Origin of the sequence: Rhodococcus sp. IEGM 1307 (genome assembly GCF_030056915.1) — a bacterium.
Taxonomy (GTDB): Bacteria; Actinomycetota; Actinomycetes; order Mycobacteriales; family Mycobacteriaceae; genus Rhodococcus_F; species Rhodococcus_F opacus_D.
The window spans coordinates 187166-209756 of record NZ_JASHKW010000011.1; the positions used below are offsets into that span (position 1 = coordinate 187166).

23 protein-coding genes are annotated in these 22591 nt (G+C 68.9%); 19 read left to right on the forward strand and 4 right to left on the reverse strand.

All coding sequences use genetic code 11. The features are described 5' to 3' along the window. The first annotated feature begins 9 nt into the window (after positions 1–9). The 10 genes from QM841_RS22455 to QM841_RS22500 all read left to right on the forward strand — a co-directional run bounded on the left by QM841_RS22455 (position 10) and on the right by QM841_RS22500 (position 8831). Positions 10–1470, forward strand: coding sequence for a vWA domain-containing protein (locus QM841_RS22455; protein ID WP_283333618.1), 1461 nt, complete (start codon positions 10–12; stop codon positions 1468–1470). Positions 1471–1534: 64 nt separating this feature from the next. Further along, positions 1535–2185 carry a nicotinate-nucleotide adenylyltransferase gene (gene nadD / locus QM841_RS22460; RefSeq protein ID WP_005261284.1) on the forward strand — a complete coding sequence of 217 codons (651 nt, stop codon included), beginning with the start codon at positions 1535–1537 and terminating at the stop codon, positions 2183–2185. A gap of 35 nt (positions 2186–2220) precedes the next feature. After that, the gene (gene rsfS, locus QM841_RS22465; RefSeq protein WP_105415022.1) at positions 2221–2646 is read left to right on the forward strand and encodes a ribosome silencing factor; all 426 of its coding nucleotides are present in this window, start codon (positions 2221–2223) and stop codon (positions 2644–2646) included. Then, complete coding sequence (locus QM841_RS22470) at positions 2643–3302, forward strand: histidine phosphatase family protein (protein WP_280782402.1); 660 nt, start codon at positions 2643–2645, stop codon at positions 3300–3302. Before rsfS ends, QM841_RS22470 begins: the two co-directional genes overlap by 4 nt. Then, complete coding sequence (gene octT, locus QM841_RS22475; protein WP_283333619.1) at positions 3289–4086, forward strand: diglucosylglycerate octanoyltransferase; 798 nt, start codon at positions 3289–3291, stop codon at positions 4084–4086. The genes QM841_RS22470 and octT overlap by 14 nt, the downstream gene beginning before the upstream one ends. Before the next feature lie 4 nt (positions 4087–4090). Beyond that, on the forward strand, positions 4091–4957 hold the full coding sequence (locus QM841_RS22480; protein ID WP_283333620.1) for a DegV family protein: 867 nt from the start codon (positions 4091–4093) through the stop codon (positions 4955–4957). 70 nt (positions 4958–5027) lie between these two features. Further along, positions 5028–5888, forward strand: coding sequence for a ComEA family DNA-binding protein (locus QM841_RS22485; protein ID WP_283333621.1), 861 nt, complete (start codon positions 5028–5030; stop codon positions 5886–5888). After that, positions 5888–7447: a ComEC/Rec2 family competence protein gene (locus QM841_RS22490; protein ID WP_283333622.1), complete on the forward strand. Its 1560-nt coding sequence runs from the start codon at positions 5888–5890 to the stop codon at positions 7445–7447. Before QM841_RS22485 ends, QM841_RS22490 begins: the two co-directional genes overlap by 1 nt. A 52-nt stretch (positions 7448–7499) precedes the next feature. Then, a complete protein-coding gene (locus QM841_RS22495) occupies positions 7500–8465 on the forward strand; it encodes an LLM class F420-dependent oxidoreductase (protein WP_283333623.1) in 966 nt (321 codons plus the stop codon). Between the two features lie 195 nt (positions 8466–8660). Then, on the forward strand, positions 8661–8831 hold the full coding sequence (locus tag QM841_RS22500; protein WP_198602055.1) for a hypothetical protein: 171 nt from the start codon (positions 8661–8663) through the stop codon (positions 8829–8831). 6 nt (positions 8832–8837) lie between these two features. On the opposite strand, the gene QM841_RS22505 is transcribed toward QM841_RS22500, so the two are convergent. Next, positions 8838–9566 carry a GAF and ANTAR domain-containing protein gene (locus QM841_RS22505; RefSeq protein ID WP_283333624.1) on the reverse strand — a complete coding sequence of 243 codons (729 nt, stop codon included), beginning with the start codon at positions 9564–9566 and terminating at the stop codon, positions 8838–8840. A gap of 133 nt (positions 9567–9699) precedes the next feature. On the opposite strand from QM841_RS22505, the gene QM841_RS22510 reads away from it, so the two are divergent. Beyond that, positions 9700–11250 carry a carboxylesterase/lipase family protein gene (locus QM841_RS22510; RefSeq protein WP_283333625.1) on the forward strand — a complete coding sequence of 517 codons (1551 nt, stop codon included), beginning with the start codon at positions 9700–9702 and terminating at the stop codon, positions 11248–11250. A gap of 49 nt (positions 11251–11299) precedes the next feature. Then, a complete protein-coding gene (locus QM841_RS22515; protein ID WP_283333626.1) occupies positions 11300–12409 on the forward strand; it encodes a carboxylate-amine ligase in 1110 nt (369 codons plus the stop codon). Here QM841_RS22515 and QM841_RS22520 read toward each other — a convergent pair. Next, positions 12402–13157, reverse strand: a complete 756-nt coding sequence (locus QM841_RS22520) for a hypothetical protein (RefSeq protein ID WP_280782411.1) — start codon at positions 13155–13157, stop codon at positions 12402–12404. The two genes, QM841_RS22515 and QM841_RS22520, sit on opposite strands and share 8 nt — an antisense overlap. 118 nt (positions 13158–13275) lie before the next feature. Here QM841_RS22520 and holA point away from each other — a divergent pair, with 118 nt between their 5' ends. Further along, positions 13276–14253: a DNA polymerase III subunit delta gene (holA, locus tag QM841_RS22525; protein WP_280782412.1), complete on the forward strand. Its 978-nt coding sequence runs from the start codon at positions 13276–13278 to the stop codon at positions 14251–14253. A 72-nt stretch (positions 14254–14325) separates the two neighbouring features. Here the strand turns inward: holA and rpsT are convergent, their stop codons facing one another. Then, a complete protein-coding gene (gene rpsT / locus QM841_RS22530) occupies positions 14326–14586 on the reverse strand; it encodes a 30S ribosomal protein S20 (protein ID WP_005248015.1) in 261 nt (86 codons plus the stop codon). A 305-nt stretch (positions 14587–14891) separates the two neighbouring features. Between rpsT and QM841_RS22535 the strand changes: the two genes are divergently transcribed. The 5 genes from QM841_RS22535 to QM841_RS22555 all read left to right on the forward strand — a co-directional run bounded on the left by QM841_RS22535 (position 14892) and on the right by QM841_RS22555 (position 20049). Then, positions 14892–16508 carry a circularly permuted type 2 ATP-grasp protein gene (locus tag QM841_RS22535; RefSeq protein ID WP_283333627.1) on the forward strand — a complete coding sequence of 539 codons (1617 nt, stop codon included), beginning with the start codon at positions 14892–14894 and terminating at the stop codon, positions 16506–16508. Further along, positions 16508–17479, forward strand: coding sequence for an alpha-E domain-containing protein (locus tag QM841_RS22540; protein WP_283333628.1), 972 nt, complete (start codon positions 16508–16510; stop codon positions 17477–17479). Before QM841_RS22535 ends, QM841_RS22540 begins: the two co-directional genes overlap by 1 nt. Positions 17480–17487: 8 nt before the next feature. Then, positions 17488–18318 (forward strand): transglutaminase family protein, encoded by an 831-nt coding sequence (locus tag QM841_RS22545; RefSeq protein WP_280782415.1) that lies wholly within the window; start codon positions 17488–17490, stop codon positions 18316–18318. A 64-nt stretch (positions 18319–18382) separates the two neighbouring features. Then, complete coding sequence (locus QM841_RS22550) at positions 18383–19156, forward strand: aquaporin (RefSeq protein ID WP_011594352.1); 774 nt, start codon at positions 18383–18385, stop codon at positions 19154–19156. A 131-nt stretch (positions 19157–19287) separates the two neighbouring features. After that, entirely contained in the window at positions 19288–20049 is a 762-nt protein-coding gene (locus QM841_RS22555) for an SGNH/GDSL hydrolase family protein (RefSeq protein WP_283333629.1), read from the forward strand. Between the two features lie 5 nt (positions 20050–20054). On the opposite strand, the gene QM841_RS22560 is transcribed toward QM841_RS22555, so the two are convergent. Further along, on the reverse strand, positions 20055–20618 hold the full coding sequence (locus QM841_RS22560) for a type II toxin-antitoxin system PemK/MazF family toxin (protein WP_283333630.1): 564 nt from the start codon (positions 20616–20618) through the stop codon (positions 20055–20057). A gap of 65 nt (positions 20619–20683) precedes the next feature. Between QM841_RS22560 and lepA the strand changes: the two genes are divergently transcribed. Further along, positions 20684–22576 carry a translation elongation factor 4 gene (gene lepA / locus QM841_RS22565; RefSeq protein WP_283333631.1) on the forward strand — a complete coding sequence of 631 codons (1893 nt, stop codon included), beginning with the start codon at positions 20684–20686 and terminating at the stop codon, positions 22574–22576. Positions 22577–22591: the final 15 nt, after the last annotated feature.

Here is a 22591-nt window from a genome sequence, read left to right on the forward strand (position 1 = left end):
GACTTCCCCATGGCTGCTGGTGGTCCACTCGCGTCCCGGTCGAAGCCGGGCGGTCCCGCGGCGCCGCACGGGCTGCCGGGGCATCTCGTCGACTTCGTCGAGGCGTTGCGGCGGCGCGGCATCACGGTCGGTCCGTCCGAGACGGTCGACGCCGGTCAGGTGATGTCGGTCCTCGATCTGCTCGACCGCGAATCGTTGCGCGAGGGGCTTGCGTGCGCGCTGCTGCGGCGGCCCACCCACCGACCCACGTTCGACGCGTTGTTCGAACTCTGGTTCCCGGCGGCGGTCGGAAGCCGGGCGGACGGGGCGATCGACACGAGTCTGCCGCGGAACGGGAAGGGTGAGATCGACTACGAGGCGCTGCGCGAGCTGATCGTCGAACTCCTCACCGACGGATCACCGGAGGCGATCGAGCTCACCGAGCTCCTGACCGCGCAGATGGTCGAGGAACTCGGCCAGTACCAGTCGGCGAACGGCCCGTCGTTCTCCGCGTACCAGGCGCTGCGGGACGTCGCGCCGGAAACCCTGCTGAAGAAGATCCTCGACGGACTCCTGGGGAATCAGCAGGACGGCGAAGCCCGAACGACGGAAAGCTACGAATCCGAGGTGGCCAAGCGCACCGCCGCCCAGCGGATCGCCGACTTCCGGAAGATGATCGAGAAGGAGACGCGGCGACGGTCGGCCGAGAACCTCGGCAAGGAGCGGGTGGCGTCGTACGGCGTGCCCCGGTTGGCCGAGGAAGTCGACTTCCTCCGCGCGTCCGACGCCGAACTGACGGCACTGAAACGCAACGTCACCCCGCTGGCCCGGCTGCTCGCCAGCCGCCTCGCCGTGCGGCGCAGCCGCAACCGGGCCGGTTCGATCGACCTGCGGCGGACCCTGCGCAAGTCGATGTCCACCGGCGGAGTGCCCATCGACCTCGTCCAGCGCAAGCCCCGCCGGGCGCGTCCCGAACTGGTCGTGATGTGCGACGTCTCGGGTTCGGTCGCCGGTTTCAGCCACTTCACCCTGTTGCTCGTCCACGCCCTGCGCGAACAGTTCTCCCGGGTGCGGGTGTTCGCGTTCATCGACACCACCGACGAGGTCACCCGCTTCTTCGATGCGGGGGCCGACCTCGGCAGCGCCATGTCGCGGATGATCCGGGAAGCCGACCTGGTCGGCTACGACGGGCACTCCGACTACGGCAACGCGTTCGGGGTGTTCGCCGAGCGGTTCACCCAGAGCATCACCTCGCGGACATCGCTGCTAGTGCTCGGCGACGGCCGCAACAACTACCGCGACCCGAATCTGGAGGCCCTGGCCCGCCTCGTATCGGTGGCGAAACACGCGCACTGGCTCAACCCGGAGCCCCGCGGCCAGTGGGGAACGGGCGACTCGGCGGCCAAGGTGTACAACGAGGTCATCAGCATGCACGAATGCCGATCCGCTCAGCAGCTGGCGTCGGTGGTCGCCGGGTTGCTGCCGGTGTGAACACGTAAGCTCGTCACTCGTGGAACAGGGAGCAGCGGGCGCGCGTCGGCGCCGCCTCGGAGTCATGGGCGGCACCTTCGACCCCATTCATCACGGTCACCTCGTGGCGGCCAGCGAGGTGGCGGATCGATTCAGCCTCGACGAGGTCGTCTTCGTGCCCACCGGACGTCCGTGGCAGAAGCAGGGCAAGGGCGTCAGCCCCGCCGAGGACCGGTACCTGATGACGGTCATCGCCACCGCGTCGAACCCGCGTTTCTCCGTCAGCCGGGTGGACGTCGACCGGGAGAAGGTCACCTACACCGTCGACACTCTGCGTGATCTGCGCAGCTACCACCCGGACGCCGAGCTGTACTTCATTACCGGTGCGGACGCCCTGGCGAGTATCCTGTCCTGGCAGGACTGGGAGGAACTGTTCTCGCTGGCGAAGTTCGTCGGGGTGTCGCGCCCGGGATTCGATCTCAACACCGAACATCTGGCCGGTCACCTGGACGCATTGCCGGAGGACGCGGTCACGCTGATCGAGATCCCGGCTCTGGCGATCTCCTCGACGGAATGTCGGCGGCGGGCCAGTCGACACCGTCCTGTGTGGTACCTCGTGCCGGACGGTGTGGTCCAGTACATCTCCAAACGGAACCTGTACAGGCCACCGGACTCCGAGCGTCTCGACGGCGCGACGACGATGTCCGAACCGGCCCCGGACAAGACCAAGAGTTAGTCAGCACTTTTCGAACCGAACTGGGAGAACATCGCGTGAGCGCAACGACCGAAGCCATCGAGATGGCACGCATCGCGGCAGTGGCTGCCGACGAGAAGCTGGCCTCCGATGTGGTGGTGCTCGATGTTTCCGAGCAGCTGGTCATCACCGACTGCTTCGTCATCGCCTCCGCCCCCAACGAGCGACAGGTCAACGCGATCGTCGAGAACATCGAGGATCGGCTGCGTGAGGCAGGTCACAAGCCGGTGCGGCGCGAGGGCACCCGCGAAGGCCGTTGGGCACTGCTCGATTTCGTCGACGTCGTGATCCACGTCCAGCACAACGAGGAGCGCAACTTCTACGCACTCGACCGGCTGTGGAAGGACTGCCCGACCGTGCCCGTCGAGGGTCTCGGGCAGCACGGCCCGGCCGACGCGAACGGTGCGGGCACCGCCGCCCAGGCGGAGGAGTCCGAGCTGTGACGGATGCCCCCCGTGCCCCGCGACGTCTGATCCTGCTCCGCCACGGGCAGACCGAGTACAACGCCGACAACCGCATGCAAGGACAGCTCGACACCGAACTGTCGGAGCTGGGTCGGTCGCAGGCCCGCGCCGCCGCCGGCGCGCTCGTCGGTCGCAGACCGATCTCCATCGTGTCCTCCGATCTGCGGCGGGCCTACGACACCGCAGTCGAGGTCGGCGACAACGCCGGTCTGCCGGTGCAGATCGACGAGCGCCTCCGCGAGACGCACCTCGGTGACTGGCAGGGGCTCACGCACCTCGACGTCGACGCGCGTGCACCCGGCGCCCGCGCCACGTGGCGCGGCGACGCGACGTGGGCACCGCCCGGCGGGGAGAGTCGCATCGACGTCGCACGCCGCAGCAAGCCGGTGGTCGCCGAACTCGTCGAGAAGCACGAGGACTGGGCGGAGAAGCCGGTGGTCCTGGTCGCGCACGGCGGTGTGATCGCCGCGCTGACCGCCGCACTGCTGGATCTGCCCGTCGACCGCTGGCCGGTGCTGGGCGGGCTGGGCAACACCAGCTGGGTACAGCTGAGTGCGTACGGAAACCCCGATTCGCTCAACTGGCGCCTCGACGTGTGGAACGCTTCTGCGAGTGTGGCCAGTGACGTCCTCTGACGCGGGTGCCGGTCCCGGGGAACGCCCCGTACTGCTCGTGCTCGCCGACTCGCTGTCGTACTACGGTCCCAAGGGCGGTCTCCCGTCCGACCACCCCGACATCTGGCCCAATATCGTTGCACGTCAACTTGGTTGGGATGTCGAGTTGGTGGCGCGGATCGGGTGGACCAGCCGCGACGTGTGGTGGGCGCTGACCCAGGACCCACGCGTGTGGTCGGCGGTTCCCCGCGCCGGTGCCGTCGTGTTCGCGGTCGGCGGCATGGACTCCCTTCCGTCCCCGCTCCCGACGGCACTGCGGGAACAATTGCGTTACGTCCGCCCACCCGCGCTGCGCCGCGTCGTGCGGACCGGCTACCAGTGGCTTCAGCCCAGGCTGTCCCCGCTGGGGTGGCCGGTGGCGTTGCCCCCGCGGCTGAGTGTCGAATATCTGGAGAGCTCCCGGGCGGCGCTCGAGTACATGCGTCCCGAGCTGCCCGTCATCGGCACCCTGCCGTCCGTGCATCGCAGCGAGGCCTACGGCAAGGTGCACGCGGGTCGCCCCGGTGCCGTTGCCGCCATCACCGCGTGGTCGGAGGAGAAGAACGTGCCCCTCGTCGACCTCGCGGAGGCGGTGCGCGCCAACGTCTTCAGCGATCAGGGTAATCCGGACGGCATCCACTGGGGCTGGGACGGACACACCGAGGTGGCTGCGTCGATGCTGACCGCGCTCCGCGCGGCGGGAGTCGTTCCGGACTCCGCCGAGGGTGCGGTTCCGGCCGACCCGGTGTCGAGCGGAGCCGAGTAGTCCGATGCCCGTCGTCGTCGTCACCGATTCTTCGGCCTCGATCCTGCCCGAACTCGTCGAGCAGTACGGGATCCAGGTGGTCCCGCTCCACGTCCTCAGCGGTGGCCAGGATTTCCGGGAGGGAATCGACCAGCTCCCCGACGACCTTGCCGGTGTCACCACGTCGGGCGCGTCGCCGAGCGAGCTGTCCGAGGCATACGCGACAGCGCTGGAACTCAGTGAGGGCGCAGGCGTTCTCGCGGTGCACATCTCCCGCCAGCTGTCCGGCACGTGGGAGGCGGGCCGCCAGGCGGCGCAGGAATTCGGCGGGCGGGTGCGGATCGTCGACTCCCAGTCTGCCGGAATGGGATTGGGCTACCCGGTCCTCGAGGCCGCGCGGGCCGCGAAAGATGGTGCGAACCTCGAGACCGCGTACCGGCGGGCGGTCGACGTCGCGAGCCGCGGGCGTTGCCTGATCGTGGTGGACAGGCTCGATCAGTTGCGTCGCGGAGGCCGCATCGGCACCGCCGCCGCGCTGCTCGGCACCGCACTGGCGATGAAACCGGTGTTGCATCTCGTGGACGGCCGGCTGGTTCTGAAGGAGAAGACGCGCACCTCGACCAAGGCGATGGCCAGGATGGTCGACGCCGCGGTGGAGCTGGCAGGTCTGGACAGGACGGCCGTCGCTGTGCATCACATGCATGCCCGGCAGCGCGCCGAGGCGGTGGCACAGCACCTGAAGGACCGGATTCCGCAGGTCAGTGATCTCGTCGTCACCGATTTCAGCTCGGTGATCGGTGCCCACGTCGGGGTGGGCGCCATCGGCATCGTGCTGTGCCCGGAACCCACCCTGCACCACGAAGACCGCGATTCATCCACAACGTCGCACTGATCCACAGGCCGATTCGGAAAGCCTGGTCGTCGCGGCAATTCGGTGGGCGGCGCACTCTACCGTCGCGTCCATGGGCATCAGGGAAGAACGTTCGAGGGGCCGGACGCGGCTCGCGTTCCTGACGTCGGGGGAACGCGATGCGGCGCCGCCCGACACACCGTCGGAGCCGGAGTGGCTGGCCGAGCCGATCGGGACCGTCCTCGACGGCGACACGACGTGGTCCGCCGAACGCCGGGGTGGATTCTCGCTGCCGGACCGGTGGCGGGACGCACGATTCGATCCCGGGCGTTCCGGGGCGCTGGTGCTCGTCGTGGTGGGGATCGTCGTTGCGACGGCCGCTGTGCTGGGAGTGCGCAGCGATCGGCCGGAGACACAGGCCGTTCCGTCGCTACCCGCAGCCGGGGTGCATTCCCTGACTCCGGCGCCGGTGACGACGGCTCCCGCCCCGGCGGCGTCGGCACCCGCGCCGGCGGAGGAGATCGTCGTCAGCGTCGTGGGACTGGTGGCGTCGGCCGGTCTCGTCCGGCTACCGCCGGGCTCCCGGGTCGCGGATGCCCTCGCTGCTGCCGGGGGAGTGCGCGACGGCGGTGACACCCTCGGATTGAATCTGGCTCAACGACTTTCGGACGGCGACCAGGTGCTGGTGGGTGCCGCGACCACCCAGGCGCCACCGAGCGCGGTGGGCGGCGCCGCCGCGGGATCGCCGGGGACCGCAGGCGCAGCGGCCGCCACGGGCGGAGGGCTCGTGAACCTCAACACGGCGACCGAGACGGAGCTCGACGCACTTCCCGGTGTCGGGCCCGTCACGGCGGCGGCGATCGTCGCGTGGCGCACGACCAACGGCACGTTCACCGACATCTCGCAACTGGGGGAGGTGGACGGGATAGGGCCGGTGCGGCTGGAGAAACTGCGCGGCCAGGTCACCCTGTGATGCCCGACGACGAACCGCGTCTTCTCGATCTGCGGCTACTGCCGTTCGCCGGGATGTGCTGGGCGGCAACGCTGATCGGCATCCTCGGAGGCTCCCGGGCGGCATGGGTCCTCGTGGCGACCCTGTCGGGAGCGGCAGTTCTCCTCGCCGCGGGACGCGCCCTGCGGGGACCGGGCCGGTGGACGGCCGCGACGTTGGCGGTCCTGCTGTTCGGGTCCTGCTGCGCCGCCGGGGTGGCCTGGCGGGTTCAGGCCGTGGAGCGGCACCCGATGACCGAACTCGCCCGGAACGAGACGTGGGTGACGCTCGTCGTCACCCTCGTCGACGATCCCCGGGAGATCGCCGGCTTCGGACGGCACGTCCTCGTGAACGCGAACGTCGTCGAGATCCGCCGGGCCACCGAGACGATCCACTCGGGCGGTGCGGTGGTCGTCCTGGCCCCGGCGGAGGGGTGGCTCGGACTGTTGCCGGGGCAGGACGTGGTCCTGCGCGGGCAGGCGAGCCCTCCGCGGCACCGGGATCTGAGCCTGGCCACGGTCCGGGTGTCCGGACCGCCCGCGGACGTCGGTCCCGCGCCCTCGCATCAGCGGTGGGCCGGCGCCCTGCGTGCGCGGTTCGCCGCTGCCGCCGCCGTCCTGCCTGCCGACGAGGCAGGACTGCTGCCGGGGCTGGTGGTCGGCGACACCTCCGCGCTGTCCCGGGAGGTGAAGGACGACTTCACCGCGTCCGGGTTGACGCATCTCACGGCGGTGTCCGGGGCGAACGTCAGCATCCTGCTGGGAGCGGTGCTGCTCCTGGTCCGAGCGGTGGGGCTCGGTCCCCGCGCGGGTGCGGCGCTGGCCGCCGCGGCCCTGATCGCATTCGTGGTGATCGCGCGACCGTCACCCAGCGTGCTGCGCGCCGCGGCGATGGGCTCGGTCACCCTGCTGGCGCTCGTGACCGGACGGCGGAAACAGGCGATGCCCGCGCTCGCGGCCGGGGTCATCGCCCTGCTGGCGTGGTCACCGGAGTTGGCGGTGAACTTCGGCTTCGTTCTCTCGGCGACCGCCACCGCAGGATTGATCGTGATCGCGCCGGTCTGGGTCGACATGCTGGTGGGCCGCGGCTGGCCGCGGGCGGTGGCCGAGACGGTGGCGGTGTCCGTCGCCGCCTTCGCCGTCACCGCTCCGATCGTCGCCGCGATGGCCGGGACGGTGAGCCTGGTGTCCGTCTGCGCGAACATCCTGGTCGCCCCCGTGGTCGGCGTGATCACCGTGGCCGGAGCGATCACCGCGCTGATCGCGGGGGTCAGTGTTCCCGTCGCGGAAGTGGTGGTGCGCGTGACCCAGTGGCCGCTGTGGTGGCTCGTCACCGTCGCCGAGCGGGGCGCGCGGATTCCCGGAGCCTCGATTGCGGTGCCCTCCGGGCCCGCCGGTGCGGCGATCGTGCTCGGTGCCGTCGCGGCGCTCGGTGTGACGCTGCGCAGACGCGGACCGCGGCTGGTGCTGGCGGGGATCGCGATCGGTGTGCTGGTGCTGTGGGCGCCGGTCTGGCCGTCGTCGCTGGGTCGCCTTGTGTGAGCGCGCCCGAATCCGGGAAACCTTCGCAGAACTCGAGGAAAGGGACGACGACATGCAGGTGGGGTTCAAGCTGATGGCCGAGACGTTCGATCCGCGGGAGATCGTGCGGCAGGCGGTGGAGGCCGAACGCGCCGGCTTCGACTTCGTCGAGGTGAGCGATCACTATCACCCCTGGCTCTACAGCCACGGTCATTCGGGATTCGTGTGGTCGATGCTCGCGGCCGCCGCGGCACGGACCGACCGGATCGGTCTGGCGACCGGCGTCACCTGCCCGTTCGTCCGATATCACCCCGCGATCATCGCGCAGGCCGCGGCCACGACCGCCGTCCTCAGCGAGGGCCGGTTCACCCTGGGACTCGGTTCGGGGGAACGGCTGAACGAACATGTCGTCGGTGGCGGTTGGCCGTCGGTGACCATCCGGCACCAGATGCTCCGTGAGGCGATCGACATCATCCGCCTGCTGTGGTCGGGCGGCTACCACTCGTACGAGGGCAAACACCTCACTCTCGACGACGCCCGCGTGTTCGATCTCCCCGACGTGCCGCCCACGATCGCCGTCGCGGCCGGCGGCACGGAGGCCGTCGGGATCGCCGCGGAACTCGGCGACGGACTGTTCGCCACCGAAGCGGATCCGGACCTGGTGAAGGCCTACGCCGGGGCCGGTGGGTCGGGGCCCAGATACGGGGAGGTGCCCCTCGCGTGGGCTCGTGACGAGGAATCTGCGGTCGAGTCGGCGCACCGGTTGTTCCGGTTCGGGTTGACCGGATGGAAGGTTCAAGCGGAACTGCCGAATCCGATCAACTTCGAGGCAGCAGCGTCGTCGATCCGCACCGAGGACGTCCGCGACGCCATGGCCTGCGGGCCGGATGTCCGGCGGCACCTCGAGGTGGCAGGCACCTTCGTCGATGCCGGTTTTGATCATCTGGCGCTGATCAACGCGGGGCCGGACGTCGACGGCTTCTTCGAGTTCTTCGCCAACGAGTTGAGTGAGCCGCTGCGGGCGCTGACGGCTTCCTGATATCGGCTGTGCTGCTGCAACTTTCGTCTCGTGGGCGCGCCGCTCGACACGCTCGGCGCGACCGGGGCGGAACGGGTTCTGTATCGTTTCGACTTCGATTCCCGATGTGCATATGCGACACCGAAACACCGACTACCATCCGGTGGCAGATGCCTGAGGTGAACGGTCTTGGAACGCACCCGCATTGGAGGGCGAATGTCGGAATCGGAGCGGACAGATCTCGATGTGGACGACGAGCTCGACGCCGGACAGGTGTGGAGAGCGCAGCGGGTCGTTGCCGCCCAGTCACTCGACGCCGAAGACTGCCGCATGCTCCTGTCCATGCTCGGCATCGCGGGTAACCCCGATGCACCGGAGGCGGACTGACGGCGGTCAGGTCACCTTCCGGTGATGGTGAGTGACGATTTCCTGCGCCACCGTCGCCAGTTTGAGATTCATGTCCTGCGAGGTGGTGCGGAGAATCTCCATCGCCTGAGTCTCGGGAATGTTGTGGAACGCCATCAGCAGTCCCACCGCCTTCCCGATTTCACGGTTGCTGGCCAGGCCTGCCCGCAGTGTCTCGGCCTCGGCGTGCTCGTGGACGGCCGCCAGCGCCACCGCCGCGAACGATGCGAGCATGATGCCCTGATCGACGGACGTGGTGTTCAGCGCTCCCGCCGTGTCGGAGAACAGATTGAGGGCGCCGACCTTGCGTCCGAGGATGACGAGTCGGAATCCGGCGGCACCGCGCACCGGTGTGTGGGCCAGCACCCGCGCCGACAGCCGCGGCCACTGCGACGTGGTGGCGAGGTCCGTCTCGAACTGGGGAGTGTCGCTGACGATGGCATCGACGCACGGTCCCTCGTTCTCGATGCGCTCGAACTCGTCGACACGGAAGGCCACGTCGTCGCTCGCCGCGGCCGTCACATAGCGGGATCCCTCCCGGAGCATCAGGCTCGCGTGGTCACAGCCCTCGACGAGCAGCGGCGCGGCGTCGCAGATGGCTTGGTGGACGTGCCCGAAATCCTGGCCTGCGTAGAGAAGATCGGCGAGGGTCGCGAACGTCGCGGCCGACCTGCCGACCGCCTGCGAGCGCGTCGTCTCGGGCACTGTCTCTCGCATCGGTTCCTCCAGCGTGCGGGCATGCGCCCGGTTCACCGATTCAGTCTGCCAGAGAGGGCGGTCCCCGCAGGTCCCGGCCGCAGGAATTCCCGATCGGACTCCGGCGACAGTCGTCCCGGGCGAAGATGACGTCATGGTTTCGCGCACCGAGGACCCACAGGTGACCATCGGCCAGGGAAGGCTGCGGGGCGTCCGCCTGGGCGGCGTTCGGTCCTGGAAAGGCATTCCCTACGCCGCGCCGCCGGTCGGCGAGTGGCGGCTCCGCGCCCCGCGCCCGCCCGAACCCTTCACCGGCGTTCGCGACTGTTCCCGGTTCGGTCCGATCGCACCGCAGAACGAGCACGGCCCGCTGCCCATCGATCCCGGTCTGACCATCGACGAGGACTGCCTCACCGTGAACGTCTTCGCCCCCGCGACGGACACCGAGCGACCGTGGCCGGTGATGGTGTGGATCCACGGCGGGGCGTATTACCTCGGTTCGTCCGGACAGCGCATGTTCGATCCGACCCGTCTGGTCGAACGCGGCGACGTCGTCGTGGTCACGTTCAACTACCGGCTCGGTGCGCTGGGCTTCCTCGACTTCTCCTCGTTTTCGACCGGGGAGCATCCGTTCGACACGAACCTGGGCCTGCGCGATCAGATTGCGGCACTGACCTGGGTTCGCGACAACATCGCGACATTCGGCGGCGACCCGGGCGACGTGACCCTGTTCGGGGAATCCGCCGGTGGCGGCGCGGTCACCACGCTGATGACGTCCCCACCGGCGGAGGGACTGTTCCATCGCGCGATCGCCGAGAGTTCCCCCGCGACATCCGTGTACGGCGGTGACCGCGCGGCGAGCATCGCCGAGTCGTTCCTCGAGCTGCTCGACATCGCGCCCGCCGACGCGGGCCGTCTCCGCGACCTGCCCGTCGACGTGCTGACGAAGGCCTGCGTCGAACTCGTCCAGCAGGTGCCCGCGCGGGTCCCCGGCACCCTGGCGGTTGCCCCGACCGTCGACGGCGACGTGGTCCCGCACTACCCGGTGGCGGCATTCCGCAAAGGCCTCGCACACCGAATTCCGCTGCTGATCGGGACGAACAAGGACGAGGCGTCGATGTTCCGGCTCATGAAGTCGCCCCTGATGCCGATCACCCCGGACGCCGTGCATCAGATGTTCGTGGCGATCGCCGCCGACCATCCCGACCTCCCGGCGGACGAGGAACAGGAGGTGGCGGCCGCGTACCCCGACTACCCGAAGAAGCGCTCGGCCATGGAGATCTCGCGGGATGCCGCGTTCCGGATGCCGACGCTGTGGATCGCGGAGGCGCACAGCCGCGTCGCCCCGACCTGGCTGTACCGCTTCGACTACGCGACACCGTTCCTGCGCGCCGCGCGGATCGGCGCCACCCACGGCACCGAGGTGCCGTACGTCTTCGGGAACTTCGGCGTCGTCCCGCACGACCCCACATTCAAGCTCGGGGGGCACCGAACCGCCGGGCACGTGTCGGAGCGGATCCAGCGACGGTGGCTGTCGTTCGCCACCGAGGGCACCCCGGACGGAACGGGCGCTGAGGTCGGCTGGCCGCGGTACGACGAGGCGGATCGCACGACCCTGCTGATCGGCAAGTCCGACGCGGTCGTCGCCGATCCGGACCGGGAACTCCGCCGGGCCTGGGGTGAGGAAGTCATCGGTTTCACCTGAGCGGCGGTGCCCCGGTTTCGTATCCGCGGAACGCGGGGATACCTCCTGAATGAGACCTGCAGCAACGGAATCGGGTCGCGACCTCAGTGTGGGGGTCGAGGAGGAGTTCTTCCTCGTCGACGAGTCCGGTCACCTCTCCGCCGCGGGACCCGACGTGGTCACGGAGGCCGGCCACGACATTCACGGGCTTCAGCGTGAACTTGCCCGATGCCAGATCGAGACGGCGACGGGCGTGTGCCACACCGGGGAGGAACTGCACGAGGAGCTGCGCAGCCTGCGACGCCGGCTGGCGAAGGCCGCCGCGGGCCGCGATCTGCTGCTGCTACCCAGCGGGACGTCCCTGATCGTCGAGGGATTGCCCCCGGCGATCACCCCGAGCCCGCGGTACGAGCAGATGGCCCGCCACTTCGGGTCGATCGTGGACACGGTGACCACGTGCGGCTGCCACGTGCACGTGGGGGTCCCGAGCCGCGACGTCGGTGTGCGGGTGAGCAACCTGGTTCGCAGTTGGCTGCCCGTACTCCTCGCGCTCGCCGCGAACTCGCCGTTCCACAGTGGGCACGACACCGCCTATCACAGTTGGCGGCACATCATGTGGTCGCGGTGGCCGTCGGCGGGACCGCCGCCGCACTTCGACTCCGCGGACGAGTACGAGGCGATGGTCGGCGCCATGATCGGAACCGGTGCCGCCATGGACCGGGGAATGATCTACTGGCACGTCCGGCTCTCCGACAAGCAGCCGACCATCGAGGTCCGGGTCGCGGACGTCGCCATGACCGCGGCGCACGCGGCGCTCTACGCGGTGGTCGTGAAGGGTCTCGTCGGGTGGGCGCTCCAGTCGCTGGACGACGGTCTCACCGTGCCGTGGCTGCGCGCCGAGCTGCTGCGGGCGCAATTGTGGCGCGCGGCCCGTGACGGACTCGACGGGGAATGCACGAGCCCGGCCACGGATCGGGCCCTGCCGGTCCGCCGGCAACTGGAATTGCTGAACGACTGCGTGGCCCCGGGGCTCGGCGCGAGTGATCGGGCGTTCCTCGAGTCGGGGCTCGACACCGTGTTGCGCGAGGGCACGGGCGCCGAGCGGCAACGGGCCGAGTTCACGCGCGTCGGCACGCTGGCGGCGGTGGTCGACCTCCTGACGCGCGAAGTGGTCAGCTGACCGGAGGTGGCGGAGTCAACTCGGCGACGCCGGCGGTGGTGGAGCCGATGTAGCCGGGATGCAGCAGTCCGGCGGATCCGACACCCGTGAGCAGGGCACCTGCGCTGGTGTCCGGTCCGGTACGCAGCGGACCGGGGTCGTCGATCAACGCTTCCACGGTCGCGGTGTCGACGAGGCTGAGGTCGATGCGCTGCCCGGCGGGCTGGTAGACGGCGAGGACGACCGGGTCGGGGTAATGCGCGGCGGTGCGGCGCATGACGTGGAACGCGGGGTCGGTGCCCAGGGCGAGCACGGTGACATTCGCGAACGATGCGAGTCGGTCGGCGACCGCACGGCCTGCCCCGCTGCGCCACGTACGCCCGTACAGGGTGAGCGCGTCGGACAGGTGGCGCTGCTCGGTGGCACCTCGCGGGCTGCCGCCCGTCGGGTCGAGCAGGGCCCGCCACCGTTGTTCATAGAACTCGCACGCGGTGTCGAAGTCGTCGTCGGACCCGGCCGCCGCGACGTCGCCGCGCGAGGGCGCTGCGGGTTCGAGGACGGATCGACCACCGGCGAACAGCGTCTCGGCGTGGCCGGAGGCAGAACAGCGGGCGACCAGTTGCACCGACCATCGGAGGAGCAGCCCGTCGCGGCAGGTGTACCGGAAACTCAGCTCATACCGTTGCCCTGCCGTGCGATCGTCGTCTAGGTCGATCATGTGCGCGTAGTCCGCGCGGATGACGCCGTCCACCTCGGTTTCCGCGGTCATATGATCGAGTGTCCACCGCCGACGCGGCCGCTGCGTGGCGATCGCCCGTGTTCGGCCTGCTCGGTCCCGGTTCCGGGGTGTCGGCGACCGTGTCCGCCACACGTGGCACGATCTTCGCGTGAGCACACCAACTCAGCTCGAACAGCTCCATCTCGTCCTCGGTGACGAGGAGTTCCTCGTCGAACGTGCGGTGGCGCAGGTCATCAGCCACGTTCGCGCGAACGCGGACGTGGCCGCGGGCGCGGATCTTCCCGTCAACCGGTTGAGGGCGGGGGACGCCGGGGCGGCCGAACTCGCCGAACTGCTCAGCCCCTCCCTGTTCGCCGAAGACCGCGTGGTGGTGCTCGAGGCCGCGGCCGAGGCAGGCAAGGACGCCGTGGCACTGATCCTCGACGCAGCCGGGGACCCGCCTCCGGGCGTCGTCCTCGTCGTCCTGCACTCGGGCGGCGGACGGGCGAAAGCGATGACCGGGGCGCTGGAGAAACTCGGAGCGGTGGTGCACCCGTGCGCCAAACTGAAGTCCGGCGACCTCATCGGGTTCATCCGCGGCGAGTTCCGCACCCTCGGCGTCCGGGTGTCGCCGGAAGTGGTGCAGACCGTGTTCGAGGGGGTCGGCTCGAATCTGCGCGAACTGGCGGCCGCGTGCTCGCAGCTCACCGCAGACACCGGCGGAAAGATCGACGTCGCCGCCGTTCAGCGGTACTACTCGGGCAAGGCCGAGGTGAGCGGTTTCGACGTCGCGGACAAGGCCGTCGCAGGCGACACCGCAGGCGCGATCGAGGCGCTGCGCTGGGCGATGCTGCGCGGCGTACCCCACGTGCTGCTGGCGGACGCGCTGGCCGACGCGGTGCACTCGATCGCCCGGGTGGCCCCGGCTGGACGGGGAGACCCGTTCCGGATGGCGTCGGAACTCGGCATGCCACCCTGGAAGATCAAGAAGGCGCAGGCCCTCGCGAAGGGATGGACACCCACGTCGGTGGGGGAGGCGCTGCGTATCGTGGCGTCCCTGAACGCCGACGTCAAGGGCGCGTCGGCCGACGCGGACTACGCCGTCGAGAGTGCCGTCGGACGCGTCTCCCGGCTACGCCAGGTCTGACACGCAGACACGACAACAGCCGCTCGATCCGAGGATCGAGCGGCTGTTGGAGAGCCTGCGACGGAAGAACCGTCAGATCTTGTTGATCGCCTGCGCGAGAGCAGACTTCTTGTTGGCAGCCTGGTTGGCGTGAATGACGCCCTTGCTGGCTGCCTTGTCGAGCTTGCGGCTGGTGGCGACGAGGAGCTCGTTGGCCTTGTCCTTGTCACCGGCCGCCGCAGCCTCGCGGAACGAGCGGATCGCCGTGCGCAGCGAGGACTTCACCGACTGGTTACGGAGTCGGGCCGCCTCGTTGGTACGGATCCGCTTCACCTGGGACTTGATGTTGGCCACGCGTAAAATCCTGTCGTCTTAAGCTGGTTACGGTCGAGAAAGCTCTGGGCGCACACATATGCACCGACAGGCGAGATTACCAGTGATCGCTGTCCGATCTCAAACCGGCGCCGGACGCGCCGGGAAATCCTGCGGCTGTGCTGCTGAACGGGTGTGCATGTAGCAGCATGTCTGGGATGACGCCCCCAGCATCGAAGTCGTCAACAGTAACGAAATCGTCGGCAACCTCGAAAGCCCCCGTCCGGAAATCGGGGGGAAGCACGCAGGCGGGTGCGAAGGCATCGGGAACCCAGCCGCGGACACGGGTGACCGCTCGGCCGCGCAAGCCCGCCCACGTGTTCGACGGGTACACCGACGTCGGGCGCTACGGGCTGGCGTTCGACGAGATGTTCGACCGCGACGGCACCGTCCGCCCGCCGTACAAGGGCGTCTTCAAGGCGCTCGAGCCCGCGGACCGAGCCGACCTCGCCGCCCGATCCGACGCCCTGGGCAGGGCGTTCATCGACCAGGGCGTGACGTTCTCGCTGTCCGGTCAGGAACGGCCCTTCCCGCTCGATCTGGTCCCCCGGGTCATCGCCGCTGCCGAGTGGACGCGTCTCGAGAAGGGCATCAAGCAGCGCGTGCAGGCGCTCGAGATGTTCCTCGACGACGTGTACGGGGAACAGCGCATCCTGCGTGACCACGTGCTGCCGAAGCGGTTGGTCACCTCGTGCGAGCACTTCCACCGGGAGGCATCGGGGATCGTCCCGCCGAACGGGGTGCGGATCCACGTCGCCGGCATCGACCTCGTCCGCGACGAGAACGGGGTGTTCCGCGTACTCGAGGACAACCTGCGTTCGCCGTCGGGGGTGTCCTACGTCATGGAGAACCGCCGCACGATGGCGCGGGTGTTCCCCGACCTGTTCATGTCGCACCGCGTGCGGTCCGTCGGCGACTACGCCTCCCATCTGTTGCGGGCGCTGCGCGCGTCCGCCGCCCTCAACGAGGCCGACCCGACCGTCGTGGTGCTGACACCCGGTGTCGCGAACTCCGCGTACTTCGAGCATTCGCTGCTCGCGCGCCAGATGGGTGTCGAACTGGTCGAGGGGCGTGACCTGTTCTGCCGCGACAACATGGTCTACATGCGCACGACCGAGGGCGAACGCCAGGTCGACGTCATCTACCGCCGCATCGACGACGACTACCTCGACCCGATGCACTTCCGGCCGGACTCCGTGCTCGGGGTGGCCGGCGTCCTGAACGCGGCCCGGGCGGGCAACGTCGTCATCTCGAGTGCCGTCGGGAACGGGGTCGGCGACGACAAACTCGTCTACACGTACGTCCCGCAGATCATCGACTACTACCTCGGCGAGAAGCCGTTGCTTGCGAACGTCGACACGTTCCGGTGCTGGCTCGACGAGGAGTGCGAGGAGGTCCTGGACCGGGTCGACGAACTGGTGATCAAACCGGTGGAGGGGTCCGGCGGCTACGGCATCGTCTTCGGCCCCGACGCGTCACCCAAGGAACTGAACACGATCGCCCGGAAGATCAAGGCCGACCCGCGCGGGTGGATCGCGCAGCCCGTCGTCCAGCTGTCCACGGTGCCGACCAAGGTCGGAGACGAATTGGTGCCGCGGCACGTCGATCTGCGGCCCTTCGCGGTCAACGACGGTGACGACGTGTGGGTGCTGCCGGGCGGGCTGACCCGTGTGGCCCTGCCCGAGGGGTCCCTCGTCGTGAACTCCAGCCAGGGAGGCGGAAGCAAGGACACGTGGGTGCTCGCGAGCCGGAGTTCCGACGAGGAGCGGGAACTCGCCGGTGAGGAGCTCGTGACCGAGCCGGCGCAGTCCGCCGAGGCCGAGCAGGGACCCGAACTCAGTACGACTCAACTGCAGCAACAACAGCAACAGCAGCAGCAACAGGGCCAGGGAGGTGATCGCTGATGCTGGCGAGAAACGCGGAATCGCTGTACTGGATCGGCCGGTACGTCGAGCGGGCCGACGACATGGCCCGCATCCTCGACGTCGCCGTGCATCAGCTGCTCGACGACGCCTCGGTGGACCCCGACCGCACGTCCCGGTTGCTGCTGCGGGTGCTCGGCATCGAAGCTCCCGACACCCAGCTCGACGTCCGGTCGGTGACCGAACTGGTGGCGTTCAGCCGCAACCAGGTGGGCTCGATCATCGACTCCCTCGCCAGCGCCCGCGAGAACGCGCGGGGAGCCCGGGAGGTCACGTCCAGCGAGATGTGGGAGTGCCTCAACACCACGTACAACGGCCTCGCCGAACGGGAACGGGCGTCCAAGCGTCTCGGGCCGCACGAGTTCTTCCGGTACGTGGAGGAACGCGCGGCGATGTTCGCGGGTCTGGCCGACTCGACGATGAGCCGCGACGACGGATACCGCTTCCTGCTGCTCGGCCGCTCCATCGAGCGCGTCGACATGCTCGCGCGGATGCTGTTGTCCCGTGCGGGCGACCGCCCGTCCTCGCCGGCGTGGGTGACGGTGCTGCGTTCCGCGGGAGCTCACGACACCTACCTGCGCACGTACCGCGGCGCGCTGGACGCCAACCGGGTGGTCGAGTTCATCCTGCTGGACCGGCTGTTTCCGCGGTCGGTGTTCCACGCCATCCGGCAGGCGGAGTTGTGTCTCGCCGAGCTCGACCACCAGCCCGACAGCCGCGTCGGACCGAGAGCCGAGGCGCAGCGCCTCCTCGGCCGGGCCCGGAGCGAACTCGAGTTCCTGCCGCCCGGCGTGCTCCTCGAGGATCTCCAGGATCGGCTCGCGGGGTTGCAGGAAACCTGCCGCGAGCTCGGAGAAGCCATCGCACTGCAGTATTTTCACGCCGCGCCGTGGGTGGCGTGGACCGATGCACGGGCCGTCGGCGGCGACGCCGTCGTGGAGGGAGAGCTGTGAGCTGGCGTATGAGAGTCGTGCACACCACCGGGTATGCCTACGACGCACCGGTCACGTCCTCGTACAACGAGGCGCGACTCACCCCGCGCGGTGACAGCAGGCAGACGGTGATCCTGAACCGGGTGGAGACGACGCCGGCGACGCGGTCGTACCGCTACACCGACTACTGGGGCACTGCCGTCACCGCATTCGATCTCCATGCGCCGCACAGGGAACTCGAGGTAACCGGGCTGTCCGTGGTCGAGACCGAACCGTTCTGGGAGCCGGAGGAGAAGGTGGACTGGGACGAGCTGGCCAGCCCTCCGCTCACCGACCGGTTCAACGAACAGCTGAGCAACACCACGTTCGTGCCGCGCAGCCGAAAGCTCGACACCATCGCCCGGGACCTCCGCAAGGGCCGCACCCCCGACGAAGCCGTTGTCGCGGCGGCGGACTGGGTGCATCGGGAGATGGATTACGTTCCGGGCACGACGGGCGTCCACACGTCCGCGGTCGACGCCTGGGCCGAACGGCAGGGTGTGTGCCAAGACTACGCGCACCTGACGCTGGTTCTTCTGCGCAGCATGGGAATTCCGAGTCGCTACGTGTCCGGCTATCTGCACCCGAAACCCGATGCGGCGGTGGACGACACGGTGGCGGGGGAGAGTCACGCGTGGGTCGAGGCGTGGACCGGTGCGTGGTGGGGATACGACCCCACCAACGCCGTCGCGGTGAACGAACAGCACGTGTCGGTGGGTATCGGACGGGACTACGCGGACGTTCCGCCGCTCAAGGGCATCTTCTCCGGGGGCCGCGCGACAGATCTCGAAGTCGTCGTGGAGATCACACGCCTGGCGTAAAGTGCCAGCCAGATCTATCTGTGGAAAGCAGGACTAACGATCCATTTCGACGAAGGTGGGTTCAATGTCTCCAACCGCACAGGAATACGTAGAAGTCGAACCGATCTCGGATCTCAAGAAATACGTAGCTGAGGCGGTTGGAACGTTCGTACTGGTCTTCGCGGCGGTGGGTACGGCGGTCTTCGCCGGAGCCAAGGTCGGGAACCTCGGTGTGGCACTGGCATTCGGACTGACGCTCCTCTTCCTCGTCTACGCCATCGGCCCCATTTCGGGCTGCCACGTCAACCCGGCCGTCACGGTCGGACACCTCGCTCTCGGCCGGTTGTCCGTCGTGAAGGCGGGGTTGTACGTCGTCGCCCAGGTCATCGGCGGTCTCGTCGCCGGTGTGGTGGTGTACGCGATCGCGCAGAGCCTGCCCTCGTACAACCGGGCCGACGACGGTCTCGGCGCCAACGGCTGGGGCGCCCACAGCCCGTCCGCCATCAAGGGACCGCTCGGCGGGGTCATCGAGAACGGTTACGGCATCGGTGCGGCGATGATCGTCGAAGTCCTGCTCACCGCGCTGCTCGTGTTCGTGGTCCTCGCCTCCACCGACCAGATCTCCGACGTCCCCCTCGCCGGTGTCTCCATCGGGTTCACGCTCGCCGTGATCCACCTCGTGTCGATCCCGATCGACAACACGTCCGTCAACCCCGCCCGCAGCCTCGCCGTCGCGCCCTACCAGAACGGCGCGCTCGCCCAGGTGTGGCTGTTCATCGTGTTCCCGTTGATCGGTGGCGCGGTGGGAGCGCTCGTCTACCGGTCACTGTTCGGCCGGTACGACCGACTGCAGAGCTGACAACCGGCCGACCCGTCCCGGACCGGCGCGACCTGCGAGCCGCACTTCTCGCGTGCGTCGTTCTCGCGCTCACCGGGGCGGTCCCTGCGACCGCGACCGCCGAGGACGCACCGCGGCCGGGACCGACCTACGTGGCCCTCGGCGACTCCCGGGCAGCCGGGCCGCTCATCGACTTCACCGAGCACCGCGACCTGTGCCTGCGATCACCGGACCTGAACTACCCGGCGAAGCTGGCGCGGCTGATCGGCGCGACCACCGTCACCGACGTCACCTGCTCCGCCGCGAAACCCGCCCACGTGATCAGCACCCCGCAGTTCGTGGGGACGGGATTCGCTCCACCGCAGATCGAGGCGCTCCGCCCGGACACCGACGTCGTGACGCTCAGCATCGGCGGGGGCGGTTCCCATCACCTGCCCGTGTCGGTGCGCTGCGCCGCTGTCGTTCCCGGCGCGGATGCCGGTTGCCGCGACAACCCACGGGCGGAGCAACTGGCGGTCGAGGGGATCGCGACGATGGCACCCCAGGTCGACGCCGTGGTGGCCGCGATCGTCGCGAAGGCACCGAACGCCGAGGTCTTCCTGATCGGGCACGGCGGTTCCATCGGACGGCGTGGCTGCTGGCCGAACATGCCCGTGTCCGACGCGGACGCGGTTTGGCTCGAGCGATACTTCGCCCGCTTCAACCAGATCTACGTCGATGCCGCGGCTAGATACGGCGTGCACTACGTCGACATCGCGAAGGCCGCCGTGGATGGTGGGCACGACGCCTGCGCGCCGGCGGGGCAGCGGTGGTTCGAGGGCATCCTGCCGCAGTCACCCGCGGAACCGGCGCATCCCAACGCGCTCGCGATGACTGCGATCGCCGAGATGATCGCCGACGATCTGCGCCGGTGACGGCGTCACTGCCAGCTGAAGTCCGCCCGCAGTCGACGCGCCACGATCTCGAACGTGTCCTGTGCCATCACGGCGCCCTCGCGGCGGATCCCCGCCTCCGGCACGTCCAGCACCCGGTCCAGGCGGATCCAGCTCGGACGACCCTCCGCATCCCACGCCCCCGAGCCGACCGCGATCCAGTCCCGGTCGCCGTCGTGCTTGCTCTGCGAGGACAGCATCAACCCGAGCAGGGTGTCGCCGTCACGTCCGACGACGAGCACGGGCCGGTCCTTGCCCTGGCTCGGATCCTCCTCGTATGCCACCCACGTCCAGACGATTTCGCCCGGATCCGCGCGACCGTCCAGGTCGGGGGAATACTCCACCTTCCGTGCCCGATGGGCCGTCGGGGCGGAATTCGCGGTGACCGGACGACCCGGGGCCGGCTTCGGCGCGGCGGCCGTCGACCCGGTCAGGACACCGGCCGCGCGGTCCAGCGCGCCGGACTTCTGCAGCGCCTGGATCAGCTGCGGGCCCTTGTCCCGTGCAAGTCGGCCCAACGTCTTCCCGATGCTGCTCCACGTGCTCGCCATGGCCGCCGAGCCTAGTCCGTGTATGCCGCGGCAGCCGCAACGCGGTGGCTTGGATATCCTGACAGGTGACAGTGGCCCGGAACCGGGCCGGTGCCGGTCCAGGTAAGGGGTCCCCCATCAGCAGCTTCGCCGACAAGACGTTCACGGATCCTGCCCGGATCCGGAATTTCTGCATCATCGCGCACATCGATCACGGCAAGTCAACCCTGGCCGACCGCATGCTTCAGCTCACCGGTGTGGTCGAGGAGCGGCAGATGCGCGCCCAGTACCTCGACCGTATGGACATCGAGCGCGAGCGCGGCATCACGATCAAGGCGCAGAACGTCCGGCTGCCGTGGAAGGTGGGCGACGAGGAGTTCGTCATCCACCTCATCGACACCCCCGGGCACGTCGACTTCACGTACGAGGTCTCCCGCGCACTCGAGGCCTGCGAGGGTGCGGTCCTGCTGGTGGATGCCGCGCAGGGCATCGAGGCCCAGACGCTCGCCAACCTGTACCTGGCGATGGAGAAGGACCTCACCATCATCCCGGTGCTCAACAAGATCGACCTGCCCGCCGCCGACCCGGACCGGTACGCCGAGGAGATCGCACACATCACCGGGTGCGAGCCGGGTGACGTGCTGCGCGTGTCCGGCAAGACCGGCATCGGGGTGAAGGAACTGCTCGACGAGGTCGTGCGGCAGATCCCCGCCCCCGTCGGCGACCCCGACAGTCCGGCGCGCGCCATGATCTTCGACTCGGTGTACGACGCCTACCGCGGAGTCGTCACCTACGTGCGCGTCGTGGACGGCCGGATCTCGCCGCGCGAGAAGATCACCATGATGTCCACGGGCACTACCCACGACCTGATCGAGGTCGGCATCATCTCGCCCGAACCGAAGGCCAGTATCGGCCTCGGCGTCGGCGAGGTGGGGTACCTCATCACCGGTGTGAAGGACGTCCGGCAGTCGCGAGTCGGCGACACGGTCACCGCGGCGCGCGGCGGTGCGACCGAACCCCTCGTGGGCTACCGCGACCCCAAGCCGATGGTCTACTCCGGCCTCTACCCGCTCGACGGTTCGGACTACCCGGTGCTGCGCGACGCCCTGGACAAGTTGCGTCTCAACGACGCCGCCCTGGCCTACGAGCCGGAGACGTCGGTGGCGCTCGGATTCGGATTCCGCTGCGGATTCCTCGGACTGCTGCACATGGAGATCACCCGCGACCGCCTCGAGCGCGAATTCGGGCTCGAACTGATCTCGACGTCGCCGAACGTGGTGTACCGGGTGGTGATGGAGGACGGCTCCGAGCACGTCGTCACCAACCCGTCGTACTGGCCGGAGGGCAAGATCCGCGAGGTATACGAGCCGATGGTGAAGTGCACCGTCATCGCGCCGAGCGAGTTCATCGGCGCGATCATGGAGCTCTGCCAGAACCGGCGCGGCGAACTCGGCGGCATGGACTACCTGTCCGAGACCCGGGTCGAGCTTCGCTACGAGATGCCCATGGGCGAGATCATGTTCGACTTCTTCGACGCCCTGAAGTCGCGGACAAAGGGGTACGCCAGCCTCGACTACGAGGAGGCCGGCGAGCAGCAGGCCGATCTGGTGAAAGTGGACATCCTGCTGCAAGGCGAGGCCGTCGACGCGTTCTCCTCGATCGTGCACCGATCCGCGGCCGGCGCGTACGGCGGACGGATGACGTCGAAGCTGCGTGAGCTGATTCCCCGCCAGCAGTTCGAGGTGCCGATCCAGGCGGCGATCGGCTCGAAGATCATCTCGCGTGAGAACATCCGCGCGATCCGCAAGGACGTGCTCGCCAAGTGCTACGGCGGCGACATCAGCCGTAAGCGCAAGCTGCTCGAGAAGCAGAAGGAAGGCAAGAAGCGGATGAAGACCATCGGCCGGGTCGAGGTTCCGCAGGAGGCCTTCGTGGCCGCGTTGTCGTCCGAATCGGTCGGGGACAAGCCGAAGAAGTAGCACCGACCGCTCGGT